This is a genomic window from Teichococcus aerofrigidensis, assembly GCF_054073225.1.
On sequence record NZ_JBSXMU010000003.1, the window covers coordinates 1 to 17,478 of the forward strand.

General features: G+C 64.9%; 19 protein-coding genes. 3 read left to right on the forward strand and 16 right to left on the reverse strand.

Annotated features, from left to right (window positions below; all coding sequences use genetic code 11):
- From ACVMLK_RS01595 to ACVMLK_RS01625, 7 genes are all read right to left on the reverse strand, one after another.
- A partial coding sequence (locus tag ACVMLK_RS01595) for a DNA -binding domain-containing protein (protein WP_457485420.1) occupies window positions 1-282 on the reverse strand: 282 nt, incomplete at its 3' end.
- A 43-nt stretch (window positions 283-325) separates the two neighbouring features.
- Complete coding sequence (locus ACVMLK_RS01600) at window positions 326-634, reverse strand: transcriptional regulator domain-containing protein (protein ID WP_354320922.1); 309 nt, start codon at window positions 632-634, stop codon at window positions 326-328.
- A gap of 115 nt (window positions 635-749) precedes the next feature.
- The gene (locus ACVMLK_RS01605) at window positions 750-1,052 is read right to left on the reverse strand and encodes a DNA -binding domain-containing protein (protein WP_070154326.1); all 303 of its coding nucleotides are present in this window, start codon (window positions 1,050-1,052) and stop codon (window positions 750-752) included.
- A gap of 78 nt (window positions 1,053-1,130) precedes the next feature.
- The gene (locus tag ACVMLK_RS01610; RefSeq protein WP_024350841.1) at window positions 1,131-1,373 is read right to left on the reverse strand and encodes a helix-turn-helix domain-containing protein; all 243 of its coding nucleotides are present in this window, start codon (window positions 1,371-1,373) and stop codon (window positions 1,131-1,133) included.
- 167 nt (window positions 1,374-1,540) lie between these two features.
- Complete coding sequence (locus ACVMLK_RS01615; RefSeq protein ID WP_024350842.1) at window positions 1,541-1,867, reverse strand: DUF736 domain-containing protein; 327 nt, start codon at window positions 1,865-1,867, stop codon at window positions 1,541-1,543.
- A gap of 556 nt (window positions 1,868-2,423) precedes the next feature.
- Complete coding sequence (locus ACVMLK_RS01620) at window positions 2,424-2,867, reverse strand: hypothetical protein (RefSeq protein ID WP_024350843.1); 444 nt, start codon at window positions 2,865-2,867, stop codon at window positions 2,424-2,426.
- Between the two features lie 143 nt (window positions 2,868-3,010).
- Window positions 3,011-3,178 carry a hypothetical protein gene (locus ACVMLK_RS01625; protein ID WP_167522629.1) on the reverse strand — a complete coding sequence of 56 codons (168 nt, stop codon included), beginning with the start codon at window positions 3,176-3,178 and terminating at the stop codon, window positions 3,011-3,013.
- A gap of 315 nt (window positions 3,179-3,493) precedes the next feature.
- Here ACVMLK_RS01625 and ACVMLK_RS01630 point away from each other — a divergent pair, with 315 nt between their 5' ends.
- Window positions 3,494-3,703 (forward strand): hypothetical protein, encoded by a 210-nt coding sequence (locus tag ACVMLK_RS01630; protein ID WP_024350844.1) that lies wholly within the window; start codon window positions 3,494-3,496, stop codon window positions 3,701-3,703.
- Window positions 3,704-3,717: 14 nt separating this feature from the next.
- On the forward strand, window positions 3,718-3,936 hold the full coding sequence (locus ACVMLK_RS01635) for a toxin-antitoxin system YwqK family antitoxin (RefSeq protein ID WP_024350845.1): 219 nt from the start codon (window positions 3,718-3,720) through the stop codon (window positions 3,934-3,936).
- A 24-nt stretch (window positions 3,937-3,960) separates the two neighbouring features.
- Here ACVMLK_RS01635 and ACVMLK_RS01640 read toward each other — a convergent pair whose 3' ends face one another.
- The 9 genes from ACVMLK_RS01640 to ACVMLK_RS01680 form a co-directional block, all read right to left on the reverse strand.
- A complete protein-coding gene (locus tag ACVMLK_RS01640; protein ID WP_024350846.1) occupies window positions 3,961-4,884 on the reverse strand; it encodes a DUF2493 domain-containing protein in 924 nt (307 codons plus the stop codon).
- A gap of 297 nt (window positions 4,885-5,181) precedes the next feature.
- Window positions 5,182-6,219 carry a DUF7146 domain-containing protein gene (locus tag ACVMLK_RS01645; RefSeq protein WP_024350847.1) on the reverse strand — a complete coding sequence of 346 codons (1,038 nt, stop codon included), beginning with the start codon at window positions 6,217-6,219 and terminating at the stop codon, window positions 5,182-5,184.
- A complete protein-coding gene (locus tag ACVMLK_RS01650; protein WP_024350848.1) occupies window positions 6,219-10,541 on the reverse strand; it encodes a strawberry notch family protein in 4,323 nt (1,440 codons plus the stop codon). The genes ACVMLK_RS01645 and ACVMLK_RS01650 overlap by 1 nt, the downstream gene beginning before the upstream one ends.
- 225 nt (window positions 10,542-10,766) lie before the next feature.
- Complete coding sequence (locus ACVMLK_RS01655) at window positions 10,767-10,991, reverse strand: DUF6117 family protein (protein WP_024350849.1); 225 nt, start codon at window positions 10,989-10,991, stop codon at window positions 10,767-10,769.
- A complete protein-coding gene (locus tag ACVMLK_RS01660; RefSeq protein WP_024350850.1) occupies window positions 10,988-11,401 on the reverse strand; it encodes a hypothetical protein in 414 nt (137 codons plus the stop codon). The genes ACVMLK_RS01655 and ACVMLK_RS01660 overlap by 4 nt, the downstream gene beginning before the upstream one ends.
- A gap of 68 nt (window positions 11,402-11,469) precedes the next feature.
- Window positions 11,470-11,688, reverse strand: coding sequence for a hypothetical protein (locus ACVMLK_RS01665; RefSeq protein ID WP_024350851.1), 219 nt, complete (start codon window positions 11,686-11,688; stop codon window positions 11,470-11,472).
- A gap of 59 nt (window positions 11,689-11,747) precedes the next feature.
- Window positions 11,748-13,874, reverse strand: coding sequence for a ParB/RepB/Spo0J family partition protein (locus ACVMLK_RS01670; protein WP_024350852.1), 2,127 nt, complete (start codon window positions 13,872-13,874; stop codon window positions 11,748-11,750).
- Between the two features lie 77 nt (window positions 13,875-13,951).
- Window positions 13,952-14,281: a DUF5983 family protein gene (locus tag ACVMLK_RS01675; RefSeq protein ID WP_024350853.1), complete on the reverse strand. Its 330-nt coding sequence runs from the start codon at window positions 14,279-14,281 to the stop codon at window positions 13,952-13,954.
- The gene (locus ACVMLK_RS01680) at window positions 14,278-15,237 is read right to left on the reverse strand and encodes an ArdC family protein (RefSeq protein WP_024350854.1); all 960 of its coding nucleotides are present in this window, start codon (window positions 15,235-15,237) and stop codon (window positions 14,278-14,280) included. Before ACVMLK_RS01680 ends, ACVMLK_RS01675 begins: the two co-directional genes overlap by 4 nt.
- A gap of 240 nt (window positions 15,238-15,477) precedes the next feature.
- On the opposite strand from ACVMLK_RS01680, the gene ACVMLK_RS01685 reads away from it, so the two are divergent.
- Window positions 15,478-17,373 (forward strand): putative bifunctional diguanylate cyclase/phosphodiesterase, encoded by a 1,896-nt coding sequence (locus tag ACVMLK_RS01685; RefSeq protein ID WP_278985528.1) that lies wholly within the window; start codon window positions 15,478-15,480, stop codon window positions 17,371-17,373.
- The last annotated feature ends 105 nt before the right edge of the window (window positions 17,374-17,478 follow it).

Sequence of the window (17,478 nt, forward strand, 5' to 3'; positions counted from 1 at the left end):
TCCGCACTCCGCTAATCTACGCCGCGAGTTGTGCCGAATGTTCTGACGACGGACAGCCCGACCGTCGAGGACGCGCAGCATTTCGCGCGCCCGCTTTTGTCGGGATCGGGTGATACGCGGATCCGGCGGGACGGTTTTTCCAGCGAGAGCCGCCCAAAAACGAGCCAGCGTGCTCAGGCGGTCGGGCGTAAGCTCATCAAGAAGGACCATGGCCGCGAGACTTCCGGCACCGTCGCGCAGAGAAGCGTCGAAAATTTCGCCCCGGATCTGAAGGCGCAGCATCTCGCCATCGATGCCATTTATGGCCTGCGCCCTGATGAAATCGTCAAGTGAGGGAGGCGTGTGAGCCGTCGGGATTTTGCCGAGGACGACGATCGATGGATCGAAGTGGGCGTCCCAATAGACTGGAGAGACGATTGCAGATGCAGAAGGATCTGCCGGGAAATCGCAACCCCCATCGGGATGTAAACTCCCGGGTCAGTTCTTCGGTGTTGTCGCCTGCCTGGAGGAATTCGTCGTATGATCGCCGGTACTCGGTGTTTCTCCGCAAAAACTCCCAGGCGAGATCTCCGGGAGACAGAGCATCGACATAGTCGTAAGCGGCCTCTGACCGCCAAGAATCTTCTTCAGACATCCTCCACAGCCTCCGCAGTTTTAGCGCGCGAATTGAGCTGCGGACACGATTCCAAGTTGTGTGGGGGCTGGGAATAACGAAGGCGGAGCAACGTGATGCGAAACCTGCATCACGTTCAGTTCACGCGGCCGGCCAGCAAACCGCTATAGCCGTTCTTCGTCATCCACTTTGCGCGCGCGAGATGCGAGCGGTGAACGCGCTCGGCACGCTCGGGCTCGGCGTTGACCGAAATCCCGAAAATCGTCTCGACGACGTCCGCCCAGGAAGCGCCTTGCGCTTCGGCATCCAGCAAACGCAGGTAAAGCTTCACATTGGCCGCGTCATAGGCGGTCGGCGTCGCGCTGCTTGGCGGTTCATCAAGAAATAAGTTTGTAGTCACGGCGTTCCCCGGCGCGGATATCCATCCATACTGGAGCATTTTGTTAACGATGTTACGAGCGAGCTTCTAGCGCAACCCGATGAGAGGGGCGTTTGCGAGTTCGCTCCTCGCGTGCCGTTAGCCTTGCCCTTTGCGATCAACCACCATCACTCCCACACCACGGTCGGAGCTCAGGAACACGACGCCACTCTGTTCGAAAGCGCGCCTAACCTCATCCCGCGTGCTCTCGTACACCTCGAGGCCACTGGCCGACTCGAGGCGCTTGAGGGCGGTCAGAGATACGCGAGCCTTGTCAGCGAGCGTCTCCTGTGTCCAACCCAGCAACGCGCGCGCGGCCCGTGATTGTCGGGCGGTGATCATGCATGATCACCTCCCACTCGGACCTACGCGCACGCCAGAACTACGACTATAATAGTCGCCCTATGCCAGTTTGGCCACCGCAAAGCCGATCGGGGAAACGTCAGCTGATTCGGTTGCCAGAAAGCTGAAAGGCCCCGACCTTCCGGCCGGGGCCTTGCGCGGAGGCCTCAGTCGCCGCGCCGCCCGCTCGGGCGGGACCAGATCAGCGAGAAGGTGTCGCCGTCCTCGTCGTCGAAGAGGTTGGCGTAGATCGGGGCGTTGAAGCTCGGATCGTCGAGCTTGAGGCCGAGATAGTCGCGGCCCTCGTTGGAGCGCTTCGACCAGGCGGCGCCGATCTCGGCGCGGCCCACCAGGACGCGGTGGCTGGGAGCGTTCTCGCCGGTGGCGCGGGTATCGGGGACGATGCGCACGCCCTTGGCCTGGACGCTGAGGGTGACGATTTCGCCGGTGAACTCGTTCGAGTCGGTCTTCTTGAAGGTGCCGATGGTCGCCATTGTAATTCTCCGTTTTCCGTTTCCGAGCCCGCACCATTGCGGCCTCGATGGCGATCGGCAGGCCGGAGGCGGTCGACGGCGCACCCCGAAGGGGCCTGACAGCTTAGGAGGGCTTTCTTGTCTCGCGAGGAATGACGGCGCAGCCGGCAGGGGAAGAAAGTTCGACGCGGCTGTTGTGTCATAGGCGATCGAGGCGAAGCCGTACTTCGGCCAGATCAGGCCATTAAAGAGGCCGTTTGGAGCGGTCTAGGCACGGTCAGATAACGGAGAAGATGGCGACCCTCCCGCATCGGCAAGTTGGCGCAGGGCGTGCGTAGCAGCTTCGTTCCCCATCTACAGGCATCGCTCCAGCATCTCCGTCGACTGCCACCGGGAGCGTCTCAGCCTTCGGTGCACGAACGGATGCGCTGCCGGTGTTGCCCAAAGCGCTCCCCCGCGGGCTGCTTTTCGGGGCGATGAACAATCAGCACCCACCGCTTCATCTGCAACCTCGGAGGCTACGAGGATATGCTTTGTCTTGTGCTGTTCCGATCCGCCGGAACGACTTCGACAAAGATTATGCCCGAGTAAGGCCCGGGCTGGATGGGCTGGGAGTCGCCACTAGTCCAGCGACCCGGAGGAAGGCGGTGATCCCGACCGCGACGGCCCCGAAGATCGAAAACGCCATCTGCCACGCTTCCGACGGCATCAGGTGCTTCACGATGCCATGGGTGGCATGAAAACCCGCGATCGCCGCCGGGGCGACGAAGGCGATCGCCACGACGAGTTTCAGCCACATCGGGCGGACGAAGGCGATCAGGAGGTGCCCGATGGCGAGCGTCATCGCCGCCGCGAGCGCGCCCACGACGACAGCGCCGGCAATGCCGGCGCCGCCTTCGTTGGCCCAGGCGCCCGTCGTCACGCCGACGAAGGCGGGCAGAGTGAAAACGGCCAAGGTGAACACCAGCCAGCAGAGCAGGCCGACGGCGAAGAGGGATGCGAGTATGGCAAGGATGATCATGGCAGTGGTTTCCAATCGTTCATGGCTGACGATCGCGCCTCCACCACCACCACAGCGCGCCTGAAGTATAGCGAATGACAAGCCGGGACGGGAGCGGAAATCCTGCCGGACTTCCGCTTGCGGCCGTGAAGCCTTGCCCGCGATCAGCGGGCGAAGGGATCAACCTCATGGACGATCGCGGCGAGTTCGCCGTCATATTCGCCCGCGGGCATGACACCCATGCTGCCGTCGCCCGCCTGGAAGATGACAATCGAGACCATCAGGGTGGTGGCGAGGCTGAAGGCGAAGGCGTGAGCTTGATTGAGGGACATCTGCTGGGCTCCTGCTGGAGCGGGGGACCATCCCCCGCCGACAGGCGCCCGAAGTGTTCGGCCGTGGACTGCAATCACCGCGCAGGCGCAGCCGCAGCGGCGGCATGCTCGCATAGCCGACCCTTCATGGGTTGATGGCGACAAGTCCGCGGCTGGACCAAGGATCAGCGCTGATAGGCGGAGGTGGTCTTCGCGTCGGGAGACCCGTTTTACAGTCTCGACGCTGCTTTCGACTCAGCCTCGCGTCGTGTCCTCAGATGGCTTCATTTGCGCTATGCTCTTGGCGGCAAGTGTAGAGTCGCGAAGGGCTGGACGATGGCGGAGTTCACAGGACGTAATCTGCACCTCGTGAAAAAGGCTTTGACGATCGCTGTGCTGGCGATTGAGCGGCAGCCGGGCCCCTTCCAGTCGTCTTCGGACCAAGCGGATATGAAAGCGCTCCTCGACGCGTTGATCGAAAACGACACCGAGCTTGCCTTCTACGCGCGATCCGCCCGTATCGCAGTGACAGGCGAGCCAGACTGAACGTGGGGTTGCCGATGACGGAGACGCTCGCTTTCCAGAAGCGACACAAGGACGGAAGCTTGTGGGTCGTCGGCCAGACGATGGAGGGACAACCTACCGGATACTGGGAGTGGTTTCGCCGCGACGGTTCGAAGCTGCGGTCCGGCTACTTTGAAGACGGTCAGCAAGTCGGTGATTGGACCACGTATGATCGCTCCGGGTGCGTCTACAAAGTCACGAAGATGAAGCGCTAGGCAGCGGCCCATGCGTGGCGGCGCTCACGCGCCGCCGTGCTTCCAAACCGGAATGCCGAGCTTCTTGGCCTTGTCGGCGAGGTTGTCATTTATGCCCGTGCCCGGGAAGTGCAGCACGCCCTTCGGCACGATATCGAGCATCTGGTCATTCCGCTTGAACGGTGCCGATCGTCCGTGCTTGGTCCAATCGGGTGCAAAGCCGATTTGCGGAACGTTGCGGTTCGATGCCCAGAGCGAGGCGATCCTCTCGGCACCCTTTGGCGACTTTCCATGGACCAGAACCATGCCGGCGTGCTTGGCGTGAACCTGATCGAGCTTTGCCCAGATAAGCTGGTGATCATTGAAGTCGAGGCCGCCGGTGACGATGATCTTGGGACCGGGCGGAAGTAGTACTTCCTGATCGGCGCGCTTCTTCGCCATGAGAAAGTCGCGGCTGTCGATCATCGCCGAAGTCAGATTGCGATGGTTGACCTTCGATCCGCTGCGCGGGAGCCAAGGCTTGCCGACGTGGCGTTCGTAGTGTTCGGCGGCCTGGTCGCGCATCAGCTCGAAGGCGTTCTGGCGCTCTATCAGCGTGATCCCCTCTGCGATCAGGCGCTCCAGTTCGACCGATTTCACCTCGCTGCCGTCCTGTTCGCGCTGCGCCCGCTTCTGGGACTGCTCATTGTCATCCAGTTCGCGGCCGATCCGGTCGGTGGCGCGGTGGAAGACGTTCACGGTCGACCAGAGGAGATCGTCGAGGTCAGGTTCGAGACGCGTGTCTGCCAGGGTGCCGATCAGAGCGTCGAAGATGTCGGCGACGGCGCCCGCGGCCTGATTGCCGTCCGGCAGAAGCCGCTGGTCGGGCTCGTCGGTGAAGGGGCGGTACCCGTGGAGTTGCAGTTCGTTGAGGACATGGTCGGTGGGTGACGATTCGTGATGCGGTTCGTAGTCGTCGTGCTCGCGCATGGGATGCTCCGTCGGTTGGACCGCGACCGTCGCGGCCTTCATGGCGACGAAGCCCGCAGGCCGGACGACCGGGCACCCGGAGCGAAAGCGTAGGGCTCGATGGCTAAGGCCGGCTATTTTGCCTCGCGATGGAAAGCGGCCTCTCGGCCGCGCCGGAAAATAGTCGGCCGCCGCCATTGCCCGGTTGGCCGGCCTGTGGGCCGATCGCCCTCTCGAAGGCCGAGGCGCGGGCCCCCTCCGATGGAATGATGCATCCGCCGAGCACGGCGGCGAACCTCACGCCCGTTCTCCTGCCGGCTATGCCGCCAACGCCATGAAGCGCGCGACGTCCTGCGGCGCGACCTGCAACCGGGCTTCCACGCTCAATGCGTCCAGGCCGAGGTTGCGCAGATCCTCGTTGAAGTCGCCCAGCTGCGGCGAGATGACAATCGCCTCGATCCCGGCCGCGTCGGCCCGTTCGATGAGGGTGTCGCGCGCAGCGTCACCGGCCGGATCGTTGTCGCGGACGATGTAGAGCCGCCGCAGTGTGTCGGGGAACAGGATTGCAGCGAGATGGGCCGCGGAGAGCGCCGCCAGCATAGGCATGTCGGGAAGGACCTGACGAAGCGACAGGACGGTCTCGATGCCTTCGCCCGCCGCTATCACATCGCTGCCTATGCCGAAGCGGACCGCGTTGCCGAGAAGATCGCCCATGGCTCGCCTCGGCGTGTCGATTGGCGCCTTATCGCGGCGGCGCGGATCGAGCCAGGTGCGATGCGCCCCGGTGATCTTGCCGTCGAGGTCGGTGACGGCCGCGATCATCGCCGGCCAGGTCTCGGTCGGCGAATGCTCTTCGGGGCGATAATAGCAGCGCGGGTGGAAATGCAGGCTTCCGGTTCCGCGCAAATCCGTAATGCCGCGTTCCCGTAAATACGTTTGTACGAGCGTGCCGTGGATCGGCTGCGACATGCGGACCAGTCGGCGGGCCGCTTCGGGGGAGCCATGCGGCGCTGGGTTCGGCCGTTCGTGCTGACGGGCCTCCGGCGCCGGCGGCGGCATCGAGAGAAAGGTCCGCGCCTCGTCGGCGACATCCTTGAAGTCGATGAGGCCGCAGCTTTCTCGGATGACGTCGAGGAGATCGCCATGCTCGCCGGTGGCCGCGTCGGTCCATTTGCCGGCGGGACCTTTCGGCGTGTCCTTGAGCCGGACATACATCGAGCGGCCGGGTGTGTTGCGCGCATCGCCCACGAGCCAGTAGTTGCCCTCGCGGCGACCGCTGGAAAGATAATGCCGGCACACCGCCTCGGCCTGCCGGCCGAGACTGTGCGCGAGATCGGAAGCGTCTTGACGTGCCATCACGCGGCCTCCCGCTCGGAGATGCGCGCCACGGGATATGTATCGAGCACCTTGGCGAGGACGCCCGGTCCGGCGGCGTCGGCCGGCACGAAAAAGCGGAGCTTCCACGAGATGATCTCGCTGAACAGGCCGTAGGTGCGCAGCCGGTCCCGCATCGCCTCGGTGAAGCCGGTCAGCTCCAGGCGCTGGGCATTCATGACGCGGGCGCGCCGAAGCTGAAGGCCGTCAGCGAGATCGAGGATCGTCGTGCCGTCCATCAGAGCGGTGAAGGCCTGCTCAGGGGTCAGCGATGTTGCGCCCGTGGTGACGGCGTTTGCCGCCCAGGCGGGCGAGACGCGGCGGCCGATGATGCGCTCGCCGCCATCGGTCTGGAGCCGGTAGACCCGCGTCGACTCGTTTGGCAGCCGCTTCCAGATCGGCAACAACAGGCCGGCGACAATGTGGATCGTGCTGTCGGAAAACTCCGGCACGTCATTCAACTCAGCCCACCACGCGGCGGCGAAGGCGGCGCGATCGGCTTCCTCCCACTGGCTCTCACCCATCATGCGCAGCGGCGCATAGTGCTGCTCCATCGGCCGGACCAGGCAGACGCGGCGCTCGATCTCGCCATCGTCGAGCATCATCGATGGTGCGGAAATCTGCACGGCGGCGCGGCCGGAGCGACCATTGACCAGGAGCCGTGCGCGCGGATCGGAGAGATGATCGAGCGCGTCGGCGAGGCTCGTCGGTCGATTGCGCTCCCGGCGGGTGATGGTGAGAAGCCGAGTTTCCGCGCCGGTGCCCGGGTGCGTATGGATCACCTCGCTGCCGGTGACGATGAAGCTCTCGGCCTGCAGCGTTTCGAGTCCGACGTCATAGACTCCACTGCGAACCGCCCCGTCGACTTTCGCCGTCAGGAGCTGCTCAAACGCCGTAAAAAGCACGCCCTGCAGGTCGATGGTCAGCGCGAGCAGACGGTTGAGGAAGGTCGTGATCGGCGGCAGCTCGTCCTTGATGCCGTTGTCATCCGTGAGCTTGAGACCGGTGGCGGACTCAAAGCGGTCGAGCGAGCAGTTCTCGACCTTGCCACGCACGAGCAGCAGATAGAGCTGGCGCAGCGCACCGCGCGCATAGGGGCTTTCGAGATTGTCCTCTGGCCGGAAGAGACCCTGTCCGCCGGTCTGGCGCTGCCCACGCGTGATCGCGCCGAGTGTATCGAGCCTACGCGCGATCGTGGAGAGGAAGCGCTTCTCAGCCTTCACGTCAGTGGCGATCGGGCGGAAGAGCGGCGGTTGAGCTTGATTGGTCCTGTTGGTCCGACCGAGACCCTGGATCGCCGCATCGGCCTTCCAGCCCGGCTCCAGCAGATAGTGGATACGCAGGCGCTGGTTCTTCGCGCCAAGATCGGCGTGATAGCTGCGCCCCGTACCGCCCGCATCCGAGAAGACCAGGATGCGCTTCTGGTCGTCCATGAAGGCGGCGGCCTCGGCGAGATTGGCCGAGCCCGCCCGATTCTCGACGGCAAGGCGATCGCCCTTGCGCACAACGCGCCGTGAACGGCCGGTGACCTCGGCGACGACATCGGAGCCAAAGCGCTGGACGATCTGGTCGAGGGCGCCGGGAACGGGTTCTAGCGACGCGAGCCGTTCGATCAGCTCGTCACGGCGGGCGACGGCCTCCCTGCTCTCGACGGGCTGACCGTCCCGGAAGACTGGCCGCGACGACAGATTGCCCTCGCTGTCGGAGAACGGCTCGTAGAGCTGCACCGGGAAGGAATGGGCGAGATAGTCGAGGACATATTCCCGCGGCGTGATGTCGACACGCACGTCGTTCCATTCCTCGGTCGGAATCTCGGCCAGTCGGCGCTCCATCAGTGCCTCGCCGGTCGAGACGATCTGAATGACGGCGCTGTGCCCGTCGGCCAGGTCCTGCTCGATCGAGCGGATCAGCGTCGGGGTCTTCATGCTGGTCAGCAGATGACCGAAGAACCGCTGCTTGGCGCTTTCGAATGCAGAACGCGCGGCCGACTTCGCCTGACGGTTCAGGGTGCCGCTATCGCCGGTGATGTTGGCGGCCTGCATCGCGGCGTCGAGATGGTTATGGATGATGGCGAAGGCGCCGGCATACGCATCGTAGATGCGGGCTTGCTCGGGCGTAAGCTGGTGCTCGACCAGTTCGTATTCAACGCCGTCATAGGAGAGCGACCGGGCCGTGTAGAGGCCGAGCGCGCGCAGGTCGCGGGCAAGCACCTCCATGGCCGCGACACCGCCATTGTCGACGGCCTCCACGAACTCGGCGCGGTTGGCGAAGGGAAAATCGTCACCGCCCCACAGCCCGAGCCGCTGGGCGTAAGCGAGATTGTGGACTGTGGTCGCGCCGGTGGCAGAAACGTAGACGACACGCGCGTCCGGCAGCGCGTGCTGCAGCCGCAGCCCGGCACGGCCCTGCTGTGAGGGCGCGACATCGCCCCGTTCTCCCTTGCCGCCGCCGGCGTTCTGCATTGCGTGCGACTCGTCGAAAATGATGACTCCATCGAAGTCGGAGCCCAACCATTCGACGATCTGTTTGACGCGCGAAAGCTTCTCGCCACGGTCGTCGGACCGTAGCGTGGAATAGGTGGTGAAAAGGACGCCTTCGCTGAGACGGATCCGCGTGCCCTGAGGGAAACGGGATAGCGGCGTGACCAACAAGCGCTCCATACCGAGCGCCGACCAGTCGCGTTGAGCGTCTTCGAGCAGCTTGTCGGACTTCGAGATCCATACTGCCTTGCGGCGACCCTGCAGCCAGTTGTCGAGGATGATGCCGGCGGACTGACGGCCCTTGCCGGCGCCGGTGCCGTCGCCGAGCATGAAGCCCCGGCGGAAGCGGACGGCGCTTGGAGCGTCGTCCGGCGCGGCGGTGACGAGATCGCCGGTCTCGTCCACAATCCAGGCGCCTGCGAGGTGTTCGCTGTGAGCTTCGCCGGCATAGATCACTGTCTCGAGCTGGGCGTCGGACAGAACGCCCCCGGTGACGATCGCGGCTGGAAGCGTCGGGCGATAGCTCGGCTTCGGCGGCGCGACCGACGCCATGGCGGCCGACTGGACCAATTTGGTGGGATGGGGCTGCGCCTCCGGGATGCGGACCGACTGGAGCGCATAGGCCTCATAGATCGAGTCCGACAGTCGGCCATCTTCAAGAGGCATCCGCTCCACGGTCTGATAGTCAAGCGGCAGGCCTTCGATCTCAGCCGTGGGCCGGCCGTCCGTGGATGCTGCGGCCTTGGCGAGATAGCCGCGAACGGTGCGCGGCGCCGTATCCGGGGAGATCTTTGGCAGCGCGACCGGAATGCGCGGGGGCAAGTCGCGTTCGATCCAAGCGAGAAGCGTCGCCACGTCGGGCGCGATGCCGAGAGATGCCGGGAAGCGTGCATCATCCTCGGCCGGCGCCTTGTCGATGACGGTCAGGCGGGTTTCGATGGTCGTGCCTTGCTTGGCATAGACAGAGCCCGCGATCGCCGCAGTGAACACGACGCGGCCGCGCTCCTGCAGCCGGGCGAAGTGGTCGCGCCAGGCCGGCAGCTCGGGCGAGAAATTCGCGCCGGTGATCGCGACCAACCGGCCGCCTGGCGCAAGCCGCGCCAGAGCGGAAGCGATATGGCGATAGGCGGCGTCGGCGACGCGTCCGGAGACATTCGCCATAACCGAGAACGGCGGGTTCATGATGATGACGCTGGGAATGGCGGTGCGGTCGAGATGATCGTCGATCTGCGCGGCGTCGAAACGCGTGATCGCATTGGCCGGAAAGAGAGAGGCAAGAAGATCGGCGCGGGTCTCGGCCAGTTCATTGAGGATGAGATCGGACCCGGCAATCTCGGCAAGGATCGCGAGCAGGCCCGTGCCGGCTGAGGGCTCCAGCACCCGGTCGGCGGGCGTGAGCGCTGCGGCGGTCAAGGCCGCGAGACCGAGCGGCGTCGGCGTCGAGAACTGCTGACGCGCCTGGGCCTCCTCAGACCGGCGCGTGTGCGTCGGCAGCAGCCCGGCGATCTTGCCGAGCGCGGAGAGCCGTGCGGCCGGAGACGCGGCTTTGCGGAAAAGCGGCTTTCCGTATTTGCGCATGAAGAGGACGGTTGCCGCTTCGCAGGCGTCATAGGCCGTTTTCCAGTCCCAGGCGCCGCTAGCGTCGGACGCGCCGAAGGCCTGTTCCATGGCCGAGCGCAGTATCGCGGCATCGATCGCGCGGCCCTGTTCGAGATGAGGAAGGAGATGGCCGGCGGCGGCGAGAATGGCGGCCGCCGGCGGCGCGTTCGGTGCGAGCGGAAGCAAGACCGCCGGAGCGGCACCAGAGACGGGAGCGTGGAGCATGGAGGATACCTCGAAAGAGCGGGAGACGGGCGAGCCGGGCCGGCGCTTTCTCTCGACCGGACGGGCTCAACCCCGTCCCGGCCGACCTCTCACTCTGACGCGGGCAGCGGCCATCGCTCCGGCTTGCGGCAAGCTCGCCTTCGACAGTTGCGTCATGCCGGCGGGCGATGCGCCGCTCCCGGCTAAGGATCGCACTATCGTCGCGGATCTATTCGAGCGCCCGCCTCAGGTCGGGGCATCGGGCGGGCGGTAGAGCTCAAATGGGTTGCCATCGGCGAGATGGCCGAATGGTGTAAGAACATAGTCGCTGGCGTCACGTCCAACGGCGCAGATGACGTAGCGAACCTCGCCCGTCGCAATCTCGGTGCATTCCATCAACGCCAGGTCGCCGCTGGTCGCGGCGTGCAGCAGCGTCTCGAAATTGGCGCGGGCATGGTCGGGAATGCTCATCGCGCGCCTCCCTCGGAAAGCCGGTCGGCGAGCCAGCGCCCGGTGCTGATCCATTCAAGCGTACGGCCGGTCGAGAGATCGAGCAGGTGGGCGCCGCCGGCGAAGCCGTCGATGACGGGAGCCGAGGCAACATTCGCCCACTGGAATCCCCAACGTCCAGTCAGGCCGAAGGCCTCGGCGCAGCGCGTCACGAAGGTGATCGCGAGTTGCTGGTCGGCGCTGCCAGGATCGCGCAGCCACAGGCGAGCCGATCCGTATTCGGGCGAAAGGGAGAGCAGGAACGGCTCGGCCGGCGGATCCTCTCGGGCGTTCTCGGCCATCAGCGTTGCGTAGATCTCGAAAGCGCGCGCCGCGTTGGCGGCAGTGCCAACGTCGAGCAGGCAGGAAAAGCGGGTCAGAAAATCGGTCATGGCAGGCTCCAGAAACGAAAAGAGCCCGGCGCTAGGCCGGGCTCGGAAAGGATCGAAAGATTGTCCGGCTAGTAGCCGAACCGCCAGGACGGCCAGTCTTGACCGTCGTCGGCGGCCTGCACCGCCTCGCTGAGATAGGCGGGATCGCCCTCGACGATGGCGGGATCGCGGACTGGCGTCTCGTCGATGACCGTGACGCAGGCGACGAGCCCGTCCTCGACCTCGACCTGCACGGGAACGAGATATTGGAAGACGACGCGCCGGGGCGGCGGGCTGGATTGCGACATGACGTAGCTCCTCGATTGGGGGAATCGGCGGAGCGGCCGAAGCCGCCCCGCCTGCACGATCATTCGGCCGCGACGAGGTGGCGTTCATCGTCTTCGCCGGCGGCCTCCTCGTCATCGCCCGCGAGGAAGTCAGGCAGCGCTGCGCTGTCATCCTCGCCGCTGGTCTGGGTTTCCGCCGTCGACGCCTCGACCTCGGTGACCACGCGAAGCGGTTCCGGCAGCCAGCCGGTGTCCGCCAGCAGGCGCTCGGCCTCCTTCGCCATGTCGCCCTTCTTCAGATGGTCGATGAGTTGCGCGGCCTGCTCGCCGGCGCCCTCGCGGACCGCCTGCAGGATGCGGGGCTTTGTCACCCGGTTCAGGTAGTTGCCGAAGGTCGGCCGCCAGCCGACCTCGACCAGATCGAGGCCTGTCGCCATCGTCAGGCGGTCGGCCTGCGAAAGCCTCATGTCGAGGGTATGCTGGGATACACCGCTGCCACTGTGCGGGTTCGGCCGCTCATAGAGCGCATTCACGCCGTAGCTGACGCAATGCGCGAGAAGAGCCATGCGGCTGGGCTCATCCAGGTCGGCGAGCCAGTCCCATAGGGCAGCATCGTCCTTCGGGATATCACCCGCCCAGGCGGCGTGGCGGTCCTGCACCGCACGGGCGGACGGGCTGTCCTTCAGCGCATCGTCCTGGGCCGGGAAGAAGACGTGCTTCACCCCGGCTTCCATGGCGCCCGTATACATGCGGGTCATGAAGGTGTCCGAGACGAGCTTGTGGAGGAGCGCCGTCATGGCGACGTGCGGGTTCTCCGCGACGGCGTTGCGCAGCGCGAGCGTGCGATAGGCCGTCAGCTCGATCACCAGACGCTCCGGCAGCGGCTTGATGACGCCGTCATCCTCGTCGTCCTCGGGCTCGGCAGGCTGGCCGCCGATGGTAATGACCGCCCTCTGCACCGACGGCTCGGCCGGATCGCCGTCGGCGTCCACGCCGGTCTCGACCTCGGGATCGATCGGCGCGTCATCCTCCGCCCGCACGTAGCCACGGTCGATGGCGACGCTGCCGTCATGGGCGATGCTGATGAAGACGCCCGCGCGAGGGATATCGTCCGCCTCGTAGCGCACCGGCCGGGTCTCGAAGGCGGCTAGTGCCGTCTCGATCTCGCCGAGGCGCTGGTCTACCTCGTCCGGCAGTTCGTCGGCGCCTTCATACTCGGCTTCGAGCTTCTGATACTCGGCATTGAGCGCCTCGATGGTCGCCTGCTCCTCGGCCGAAAGGTCGAGCGGCTCGCCCTGCAATTCCCGCAGGCCGCGCGTCGTGTCGTAGGGAAAGCTGACAGCGACCTCGATCCACTTCCAGCCTTCGCCGGCGATCGTCTCGGCAGTAGCCCTGAGCTTTTCGGCGACCAGGCGGTCGAGCAGCCTCGCGTCCTGCAGCCAGCCGCCATCATCGGACTGGAAGAGATCGCGCATGACGACGCCGCCCGCCGCCTCATAGGTCTCGATGCCCACGAAAACCGCGCGCTTGTCCGAGGCGCGGACGGTTGTCTCGGTCAGCATGCGCCGGATCTGATAAGGCTCCTTCGACCAGGCGTCCTTGATCGCGTCCCAGACCTGCTCCTGACGGGCGTGATCGCTCGACACTGTGAAGGCCATGAGTTGCTCCAGCGTCATGCCGTCTTCGGCATAAATCTCGAGCAGCGCGGGCGACGCCGAAGCGAGCCGCAGCCGCTGCTTGACGACCTGGGCCTGCACGAAGAAGGCTGCGGCGATCTCCCCCTCGGTCATGCCCTTGTCGCGCATGTCCTGGAAGGCGCGATACTGGTCGAGGGGATGGAGCGGCGCGCGCTCGATGTTCTCGGCGAGCGAGACTTCTTCCGCGAGGATCGCGCTGTCGCGCTCGCGCACTACGCACGGCACAGGCGACACCTTGGCGAGGCGCTTCTGCTTCACCAGCAGTTCCAGCGCCCGGAACCGGCGTCCGCCGGCCGGCACCTCGAACATGCCGGTCTCGTTGCCTTCGGCATCGACGACGGGGAAGACGCTGATACTCTGGATCAGGCCGCGCCGGGCGATCGAGGCCGCTAGGTCTTCGATCGAGACACCGGCCTTGATGCGTCGGACGTTCGACTGGCTCAGGACCAGCTTGTTGAAGGGGATGTCGCGCGAGGGCGATAGGACGATCTTTTGAGCTGCAACAGCCATCGGGATGTACTCCGCGACGGGCGGCCGAGAGCCTCTCTCTCGACCTCCAACCCGTCACGGAAACCCCGTCCTCCCTCTCACTCTATTTCTGGGTGCGCCCGGTGAGACGCCGGAAGGACAGCGGCGCGATCAAGGAATTTGGCAAGCCCCTCATCCTCAGGCGCATCTCGGTCGAACAGGATGTATTCCGCGCCGAGGCGCCGCGCGTATTCGGTGATCCTCACAAGATCGGCAGGGAGACTATCGCGGTCGCCTTCTCCGACCCAGATAAACCAGCCGTATGGCGTCGCCGCGACAAGCTCGTCGCCCTGAGCGGCGTGAACATTCAGATAGGTGCTCGACGCCTCCGACAGGTGAGCGGTCGAGCAATCGAAGAAGACCCGAAGCGGGTACGAGACCTTGCTCATGCCACCCTCCTTTCAAGCTCATCTGCGGTGACGACGTGGGCAGCGCCCTCAGGCGCATGGGCCAGCAGCCAGTCGGCCGCCTTGCTCGCCTGACTTGCGGCCCGAACGATGGCGCGGTTGTCCTCGCGCAGGACCTGCAGCCACGAGCCGATATAGTCGGCGTGGCGGACGGTGGGCACGATGCCGAGCGAAGCGCAGCAGAAGGCCGCGTTCATCTCGGCGACCAGTTCCTCGAATGCGTATTTCTTGGTGCCGAAGCCGCCGGTCAGGTCGCGGCCTACTCGGCTCGAGTGACCCGTCGCGTGTCCGAGTTCATGCAGGGCCGTGCGGTGCCAGTTGATCGGCTCGAAGTAGGCTTGTGGCGGAGGGACCTGCACATAGTCGAGCGCAGGCACGTAGAACGCCCGATCACCTGCGATGCGAAAGTCTATGCCTGAGGCGCGGATCAGCGCTTCGACCTGTGGTTCGATCATCCCTTGCGGCGGCGGGGGCGCATCGATCGCGACGTCTTCCGGCAGTCCTTCGCACTGGGCTGCGTTGAACACGGTGAAGCGCTTAAGGAACGGGATCGCCTGCGCGTCGTCACCGCTCTCGCGGGCGCGGCGCTTTTCGTCCTCCGGCGTGAAGCGGTCCGCATAGACGACGGTCGTGCCGCGCGCGCCCTTGCGGACATTGCCGCCAAGCGACAGTGCTTGACGGAAGGTGAGCCAGCTCTGGCCCGGAAAGCCGTGTTCGACCACGGCGCCCCAAAGGATCAGGATATTGATCCCCGAATAGTGCCGGCCGGTGGCGGCGTTTCTCGGCATGGCAAGCGGGGCCTTTGCGGCCGTCGTTCCCCACGGCTGGACCCAAGGCACGCGACCGGCCTCCAACTCGGCGACGATCTTATCGGTGATCTCGTCGTAAAGGCTCGCCCGGTTCTGGCCTGGACGTGGCAAAGCAGTTCGTCTGGACATCGCGGATCTCCGCGACGGGCGCCGGAAGCCTCTCTCCCAGCTCTCAACCCGTCACGGCAATCCGGTCCGCACTCTCACTCTCGGGGGGGCGTTGCGGGGTCTCCCCCCAGAAGGGGTCGGCAGAGACCTTGGGCTCGGCCGTAGGGGAAAGCCTTCCCCCCTTGAAGGATAATGAAATGTTTATCGTGTTCAGAGGTCAGCCGTTAAGCGAACTCCGATTACCGTCAGCCTTGGCGAAGTGTGTTCCTGGGTGACCCGTCGTTGCTGCGCTTTCAAAACGAAATTCTACGGATGATCGCGAACGGTGAGCCGCTCTTCGACACGATGCGGCAACTTTGCTTGCGGGTCGAAAAGACATGGCCCGGTGTGCTCTGTTCGGTGTTCGCCATCGATCGAACGGGCATGATGCGGCCGTTAGCGGCACCGAGCTTCCCGGAGGCCTACAGCCAGGCGCATGACGGGGTTGCGATCGGCGCCGACACCGATGTACCCGGGAGAGCCGCGTCTTTACGCCAGCCAGTGCTCCTGGAGGATCTCGCGTCCGACCCTCGCGCCTCCCATAGTGCGGCGATCGTTCACGGGCTTGGTGTATCGGCGTGTTGGTCACTGCCTGTGCTTGGGGCGGCAGGCGACACGCTAGCGGTGATGAACCTCTATTTTCACGGTGCGCGTCAGGTCGCAGATGTCGAGCGAGAGGTGGCTGAAGCTTGCGTGGAACTCTGCGAGACGGCCTTCCGCAGACACGAGAGTACGCTCGATCGGGACCGTCGAGCGAATGTCGATGCACTGACGGGCTTGGCCAACAGGGCAGCCTATAACGGCGCGATGACTCAGCTTCGCTGCGACGATGTCGGGTCGTGGGCACTGTTCATCATCGACCTCGACAACCTCAAGATCGTCAACGACACGTTCGGCCATCTGGCGGGCGACGCTCTGATCCGTGCCGCGTCGGCGCGTATCGCTCGCGCGATGGCGCCGGACGTCACCTATCGGATAGGAGGCGACGAATTCGCGGTCATCCTCCAGCAGCCGGCAAATGTCGCCGACCTGAATGCTGCGGCCGAACGCGTCTTCGACGAGCTCGAGGTGGCGGCGGACTGCGACGGACACACCGTTGTACCTCGCGCGACCATCGGCGGCGCGACGTTGAGCAAGACCGAACGCACAGCGACGAGCGTCGGAGAAGCGGCCGACTTCGCGCTCTACCATGCGAAGGAGACGGGCCGTGGCGGCTTCGTTCGCTACTGGCCTGGCATCGGCTCACGGATTACGAGCCGGCGCGCCGCGATCCGGGATGTCTCGGAAGCCTCGGCCGAGGATCGTATCGAGGCGCACTACCAGCCGATCCTGAGGCTGGACACCGGCCTCATCGTGGGGCTCGAAGCCCTGTGCCGACTGCGATCGCGAAGCGGCGATCTTCTTCCTGCCGGCTCTTTCCACGAAGCAACGACTGACGCTCATGTCGCCTCCGAGTTGACGGCCCGCATGATGGCGATCGTCGCTGCCGACGTAGGTCATTGGCAAAACGCGGGACTGCTCGTCGAGCAGGTCAGCCTGAACGTGTCGACAGCGGATTTCTACACGGGCAGCCTCGCCAAGAAGGTCTCCGAGACCTTCTCCAAAGCCGGCATCGGGCTGAACAAGATCGTGTTGGAGATAAGCGAGGACGTCTATCTCGGGCGGAATGATCGCGTCGTAGCGCGGGAGATCGAGGTGTTGCGTGCGGCCGGGGTGCGCGTAGCCCTTGACGACTTCGGCACGGGCTACGCCTCGCTGACGCATCTGGTGAATGTGCCGGTCGATATCATCAAGATCGACAGGGCATTCGTCGCCCGGCTGTGGCCTGACGATCCGAGCACCATCATCGTGGAAGGGCTAATCGAGATCGCCCGCCGTCTCGGCGTGGCCGTGGTCGCGGTTGGCATTGAGACCGAGGTTCAGGCGAGTCAGCTTTGGGCGATGGGCTGTGCGCTTGGTCAGGGCTACGCATTCGCATACCCCGCCGATCACGATGCGACGAGCACTTTGCTCTACCGGCATGCAGCGTCCGGCGCCGGAACGTCTCCTCTCTATGCCAATCAAACATTGTCTCGTCCGAATGAGCGCGTTTCGAAGCGCCGTACTTCGGTGGCGTAAGAGGCGCGCCAGAAACACGTATTCCCGCAGAAGCGTAACTCCTGAAAAGAGGGTTGCGGCGAGCTCTCGCCGCCTTGGTCGATCGAAACGACACGTCTCTTGCAA

Coding starts and splice junctions, on each gene's coding strand:
- ACVMLK_RS01615 (WP_024350842.1), bottom strand. CDS start 1,867: ATGGCGACCATCGGCACCTTCAAGAAGACCGACTCGAACGAGTTCACC.
- ACVMLK_RS01665 (WP_024350851.1), bottom strand. CDS start 11,688: ATGTCGCAATCCAGCCCGCCGCCCCGGCGCGTCGTCTTCCAATATCTC.
- ACVMLK_RS01625 (WP_167522629.1), bottom strand. CDS start 3,178: ATGTCCCTCAATCAAGCTCACGCCTTCGCCTTCAGCCTCGCCACCACC.
- ACVMLK_RS01660 (WP_024350850.1), bottom strand. CDS start 11,401: ATGACCGATTTTCTGACCCGCTTTTCCTGCCTGCTCGACGTTGGCACT.
- ACVMLK_RS01620 (WP_024350843.1), bottom strand. CDS start 2,867: ATGATCATCCTTGCCATACTCGCATCCCTCTTCGCCGTCGGCCTGCTC.
- ACVMLK_RS01645 (WP_024350847.1), bottom strand. CDS start 6,219: ATGGCACGTCAAGACGCTTCCGATCTCGCGCACAGTCTCGGCCGGCAG.
- ACVMLK_RS01600 (WP_354320922.1), bottom strand. CDS start 634: ATGTCTGAAGAAGATTCTTGGCGGTCAGAGGCCGCTTACGACTATGTC.
- ACVMLK_RS01650 (WP_024350848.1), bottom strand. CDS start 10,541: ATGCTCCACGCTCCCGTCTCTGGTGCCGCTCCGGCGGTCTTGCTTCCG.
- ACVMLK_RS01640 (WP_024350846.1), bottom strand. CDS start 4,884: ATGCGCGAGCACGACGACTACGAACCGCATCACGAATCGTCACCCACC.
- ACVMLK_RS01635 (WP_024350845.1), top strand. CDS start 3,718: ATGACGGAGACGCTCGCTTTCCAGAAGCGACACAAGGACGGAAGCTTG.
- ACVMLK_RS01675 (WP_024350853.1), bottom strand. CDS start 14,281: ATGAGCAAGGTCTCGTACCCGCTTCGGGTCTTCTTCGATTGCTCGACC.
- ACVMLK_RS01670 (WP_024350852.1), bottom strand. CDS start 13,874: ATGGCTGTTGCAGCTCAAAAGATCGTCCTATCGCCCTCGCGCGACATC.
- ACVMLK_RS01680 (WP_024350854.1), bottom strand. CDS start 15,237: ATGTCCAGACGAACTGCTTTGCCACGTCCAGGCCAGAACCGGGCGAGC.
- ACVMLK_RS01610 (WP_024350841.1), bottom strand. CDS start 1,373: ATGATCACCGCCCGACAATCACGGGCCGCGCGCGCGTTGCTGGGTTGG.
- ACVMLK_RS01655 (WP_024350849.1), bottom strand. CDS start 10,991: ATGAGCATTCCCGACCATGCCCGCGCCAATTTCGAGACGCTGCTGCAC.
- ACVMLK_RS01605 (WP_070154326.1), bottom strand. CDS start 1,052: ATGCTCCAGTATGGATGGATATCCGCGCCGGGGAACGCCGTGACTACA.
- ACVMLK_RS01630 (WP_024350844.1), top strand. CDS start 3,494: ATGGCGGAGTTCACAGGACGTAATCTGCACCTCGTGAAAAAGGCTTTG.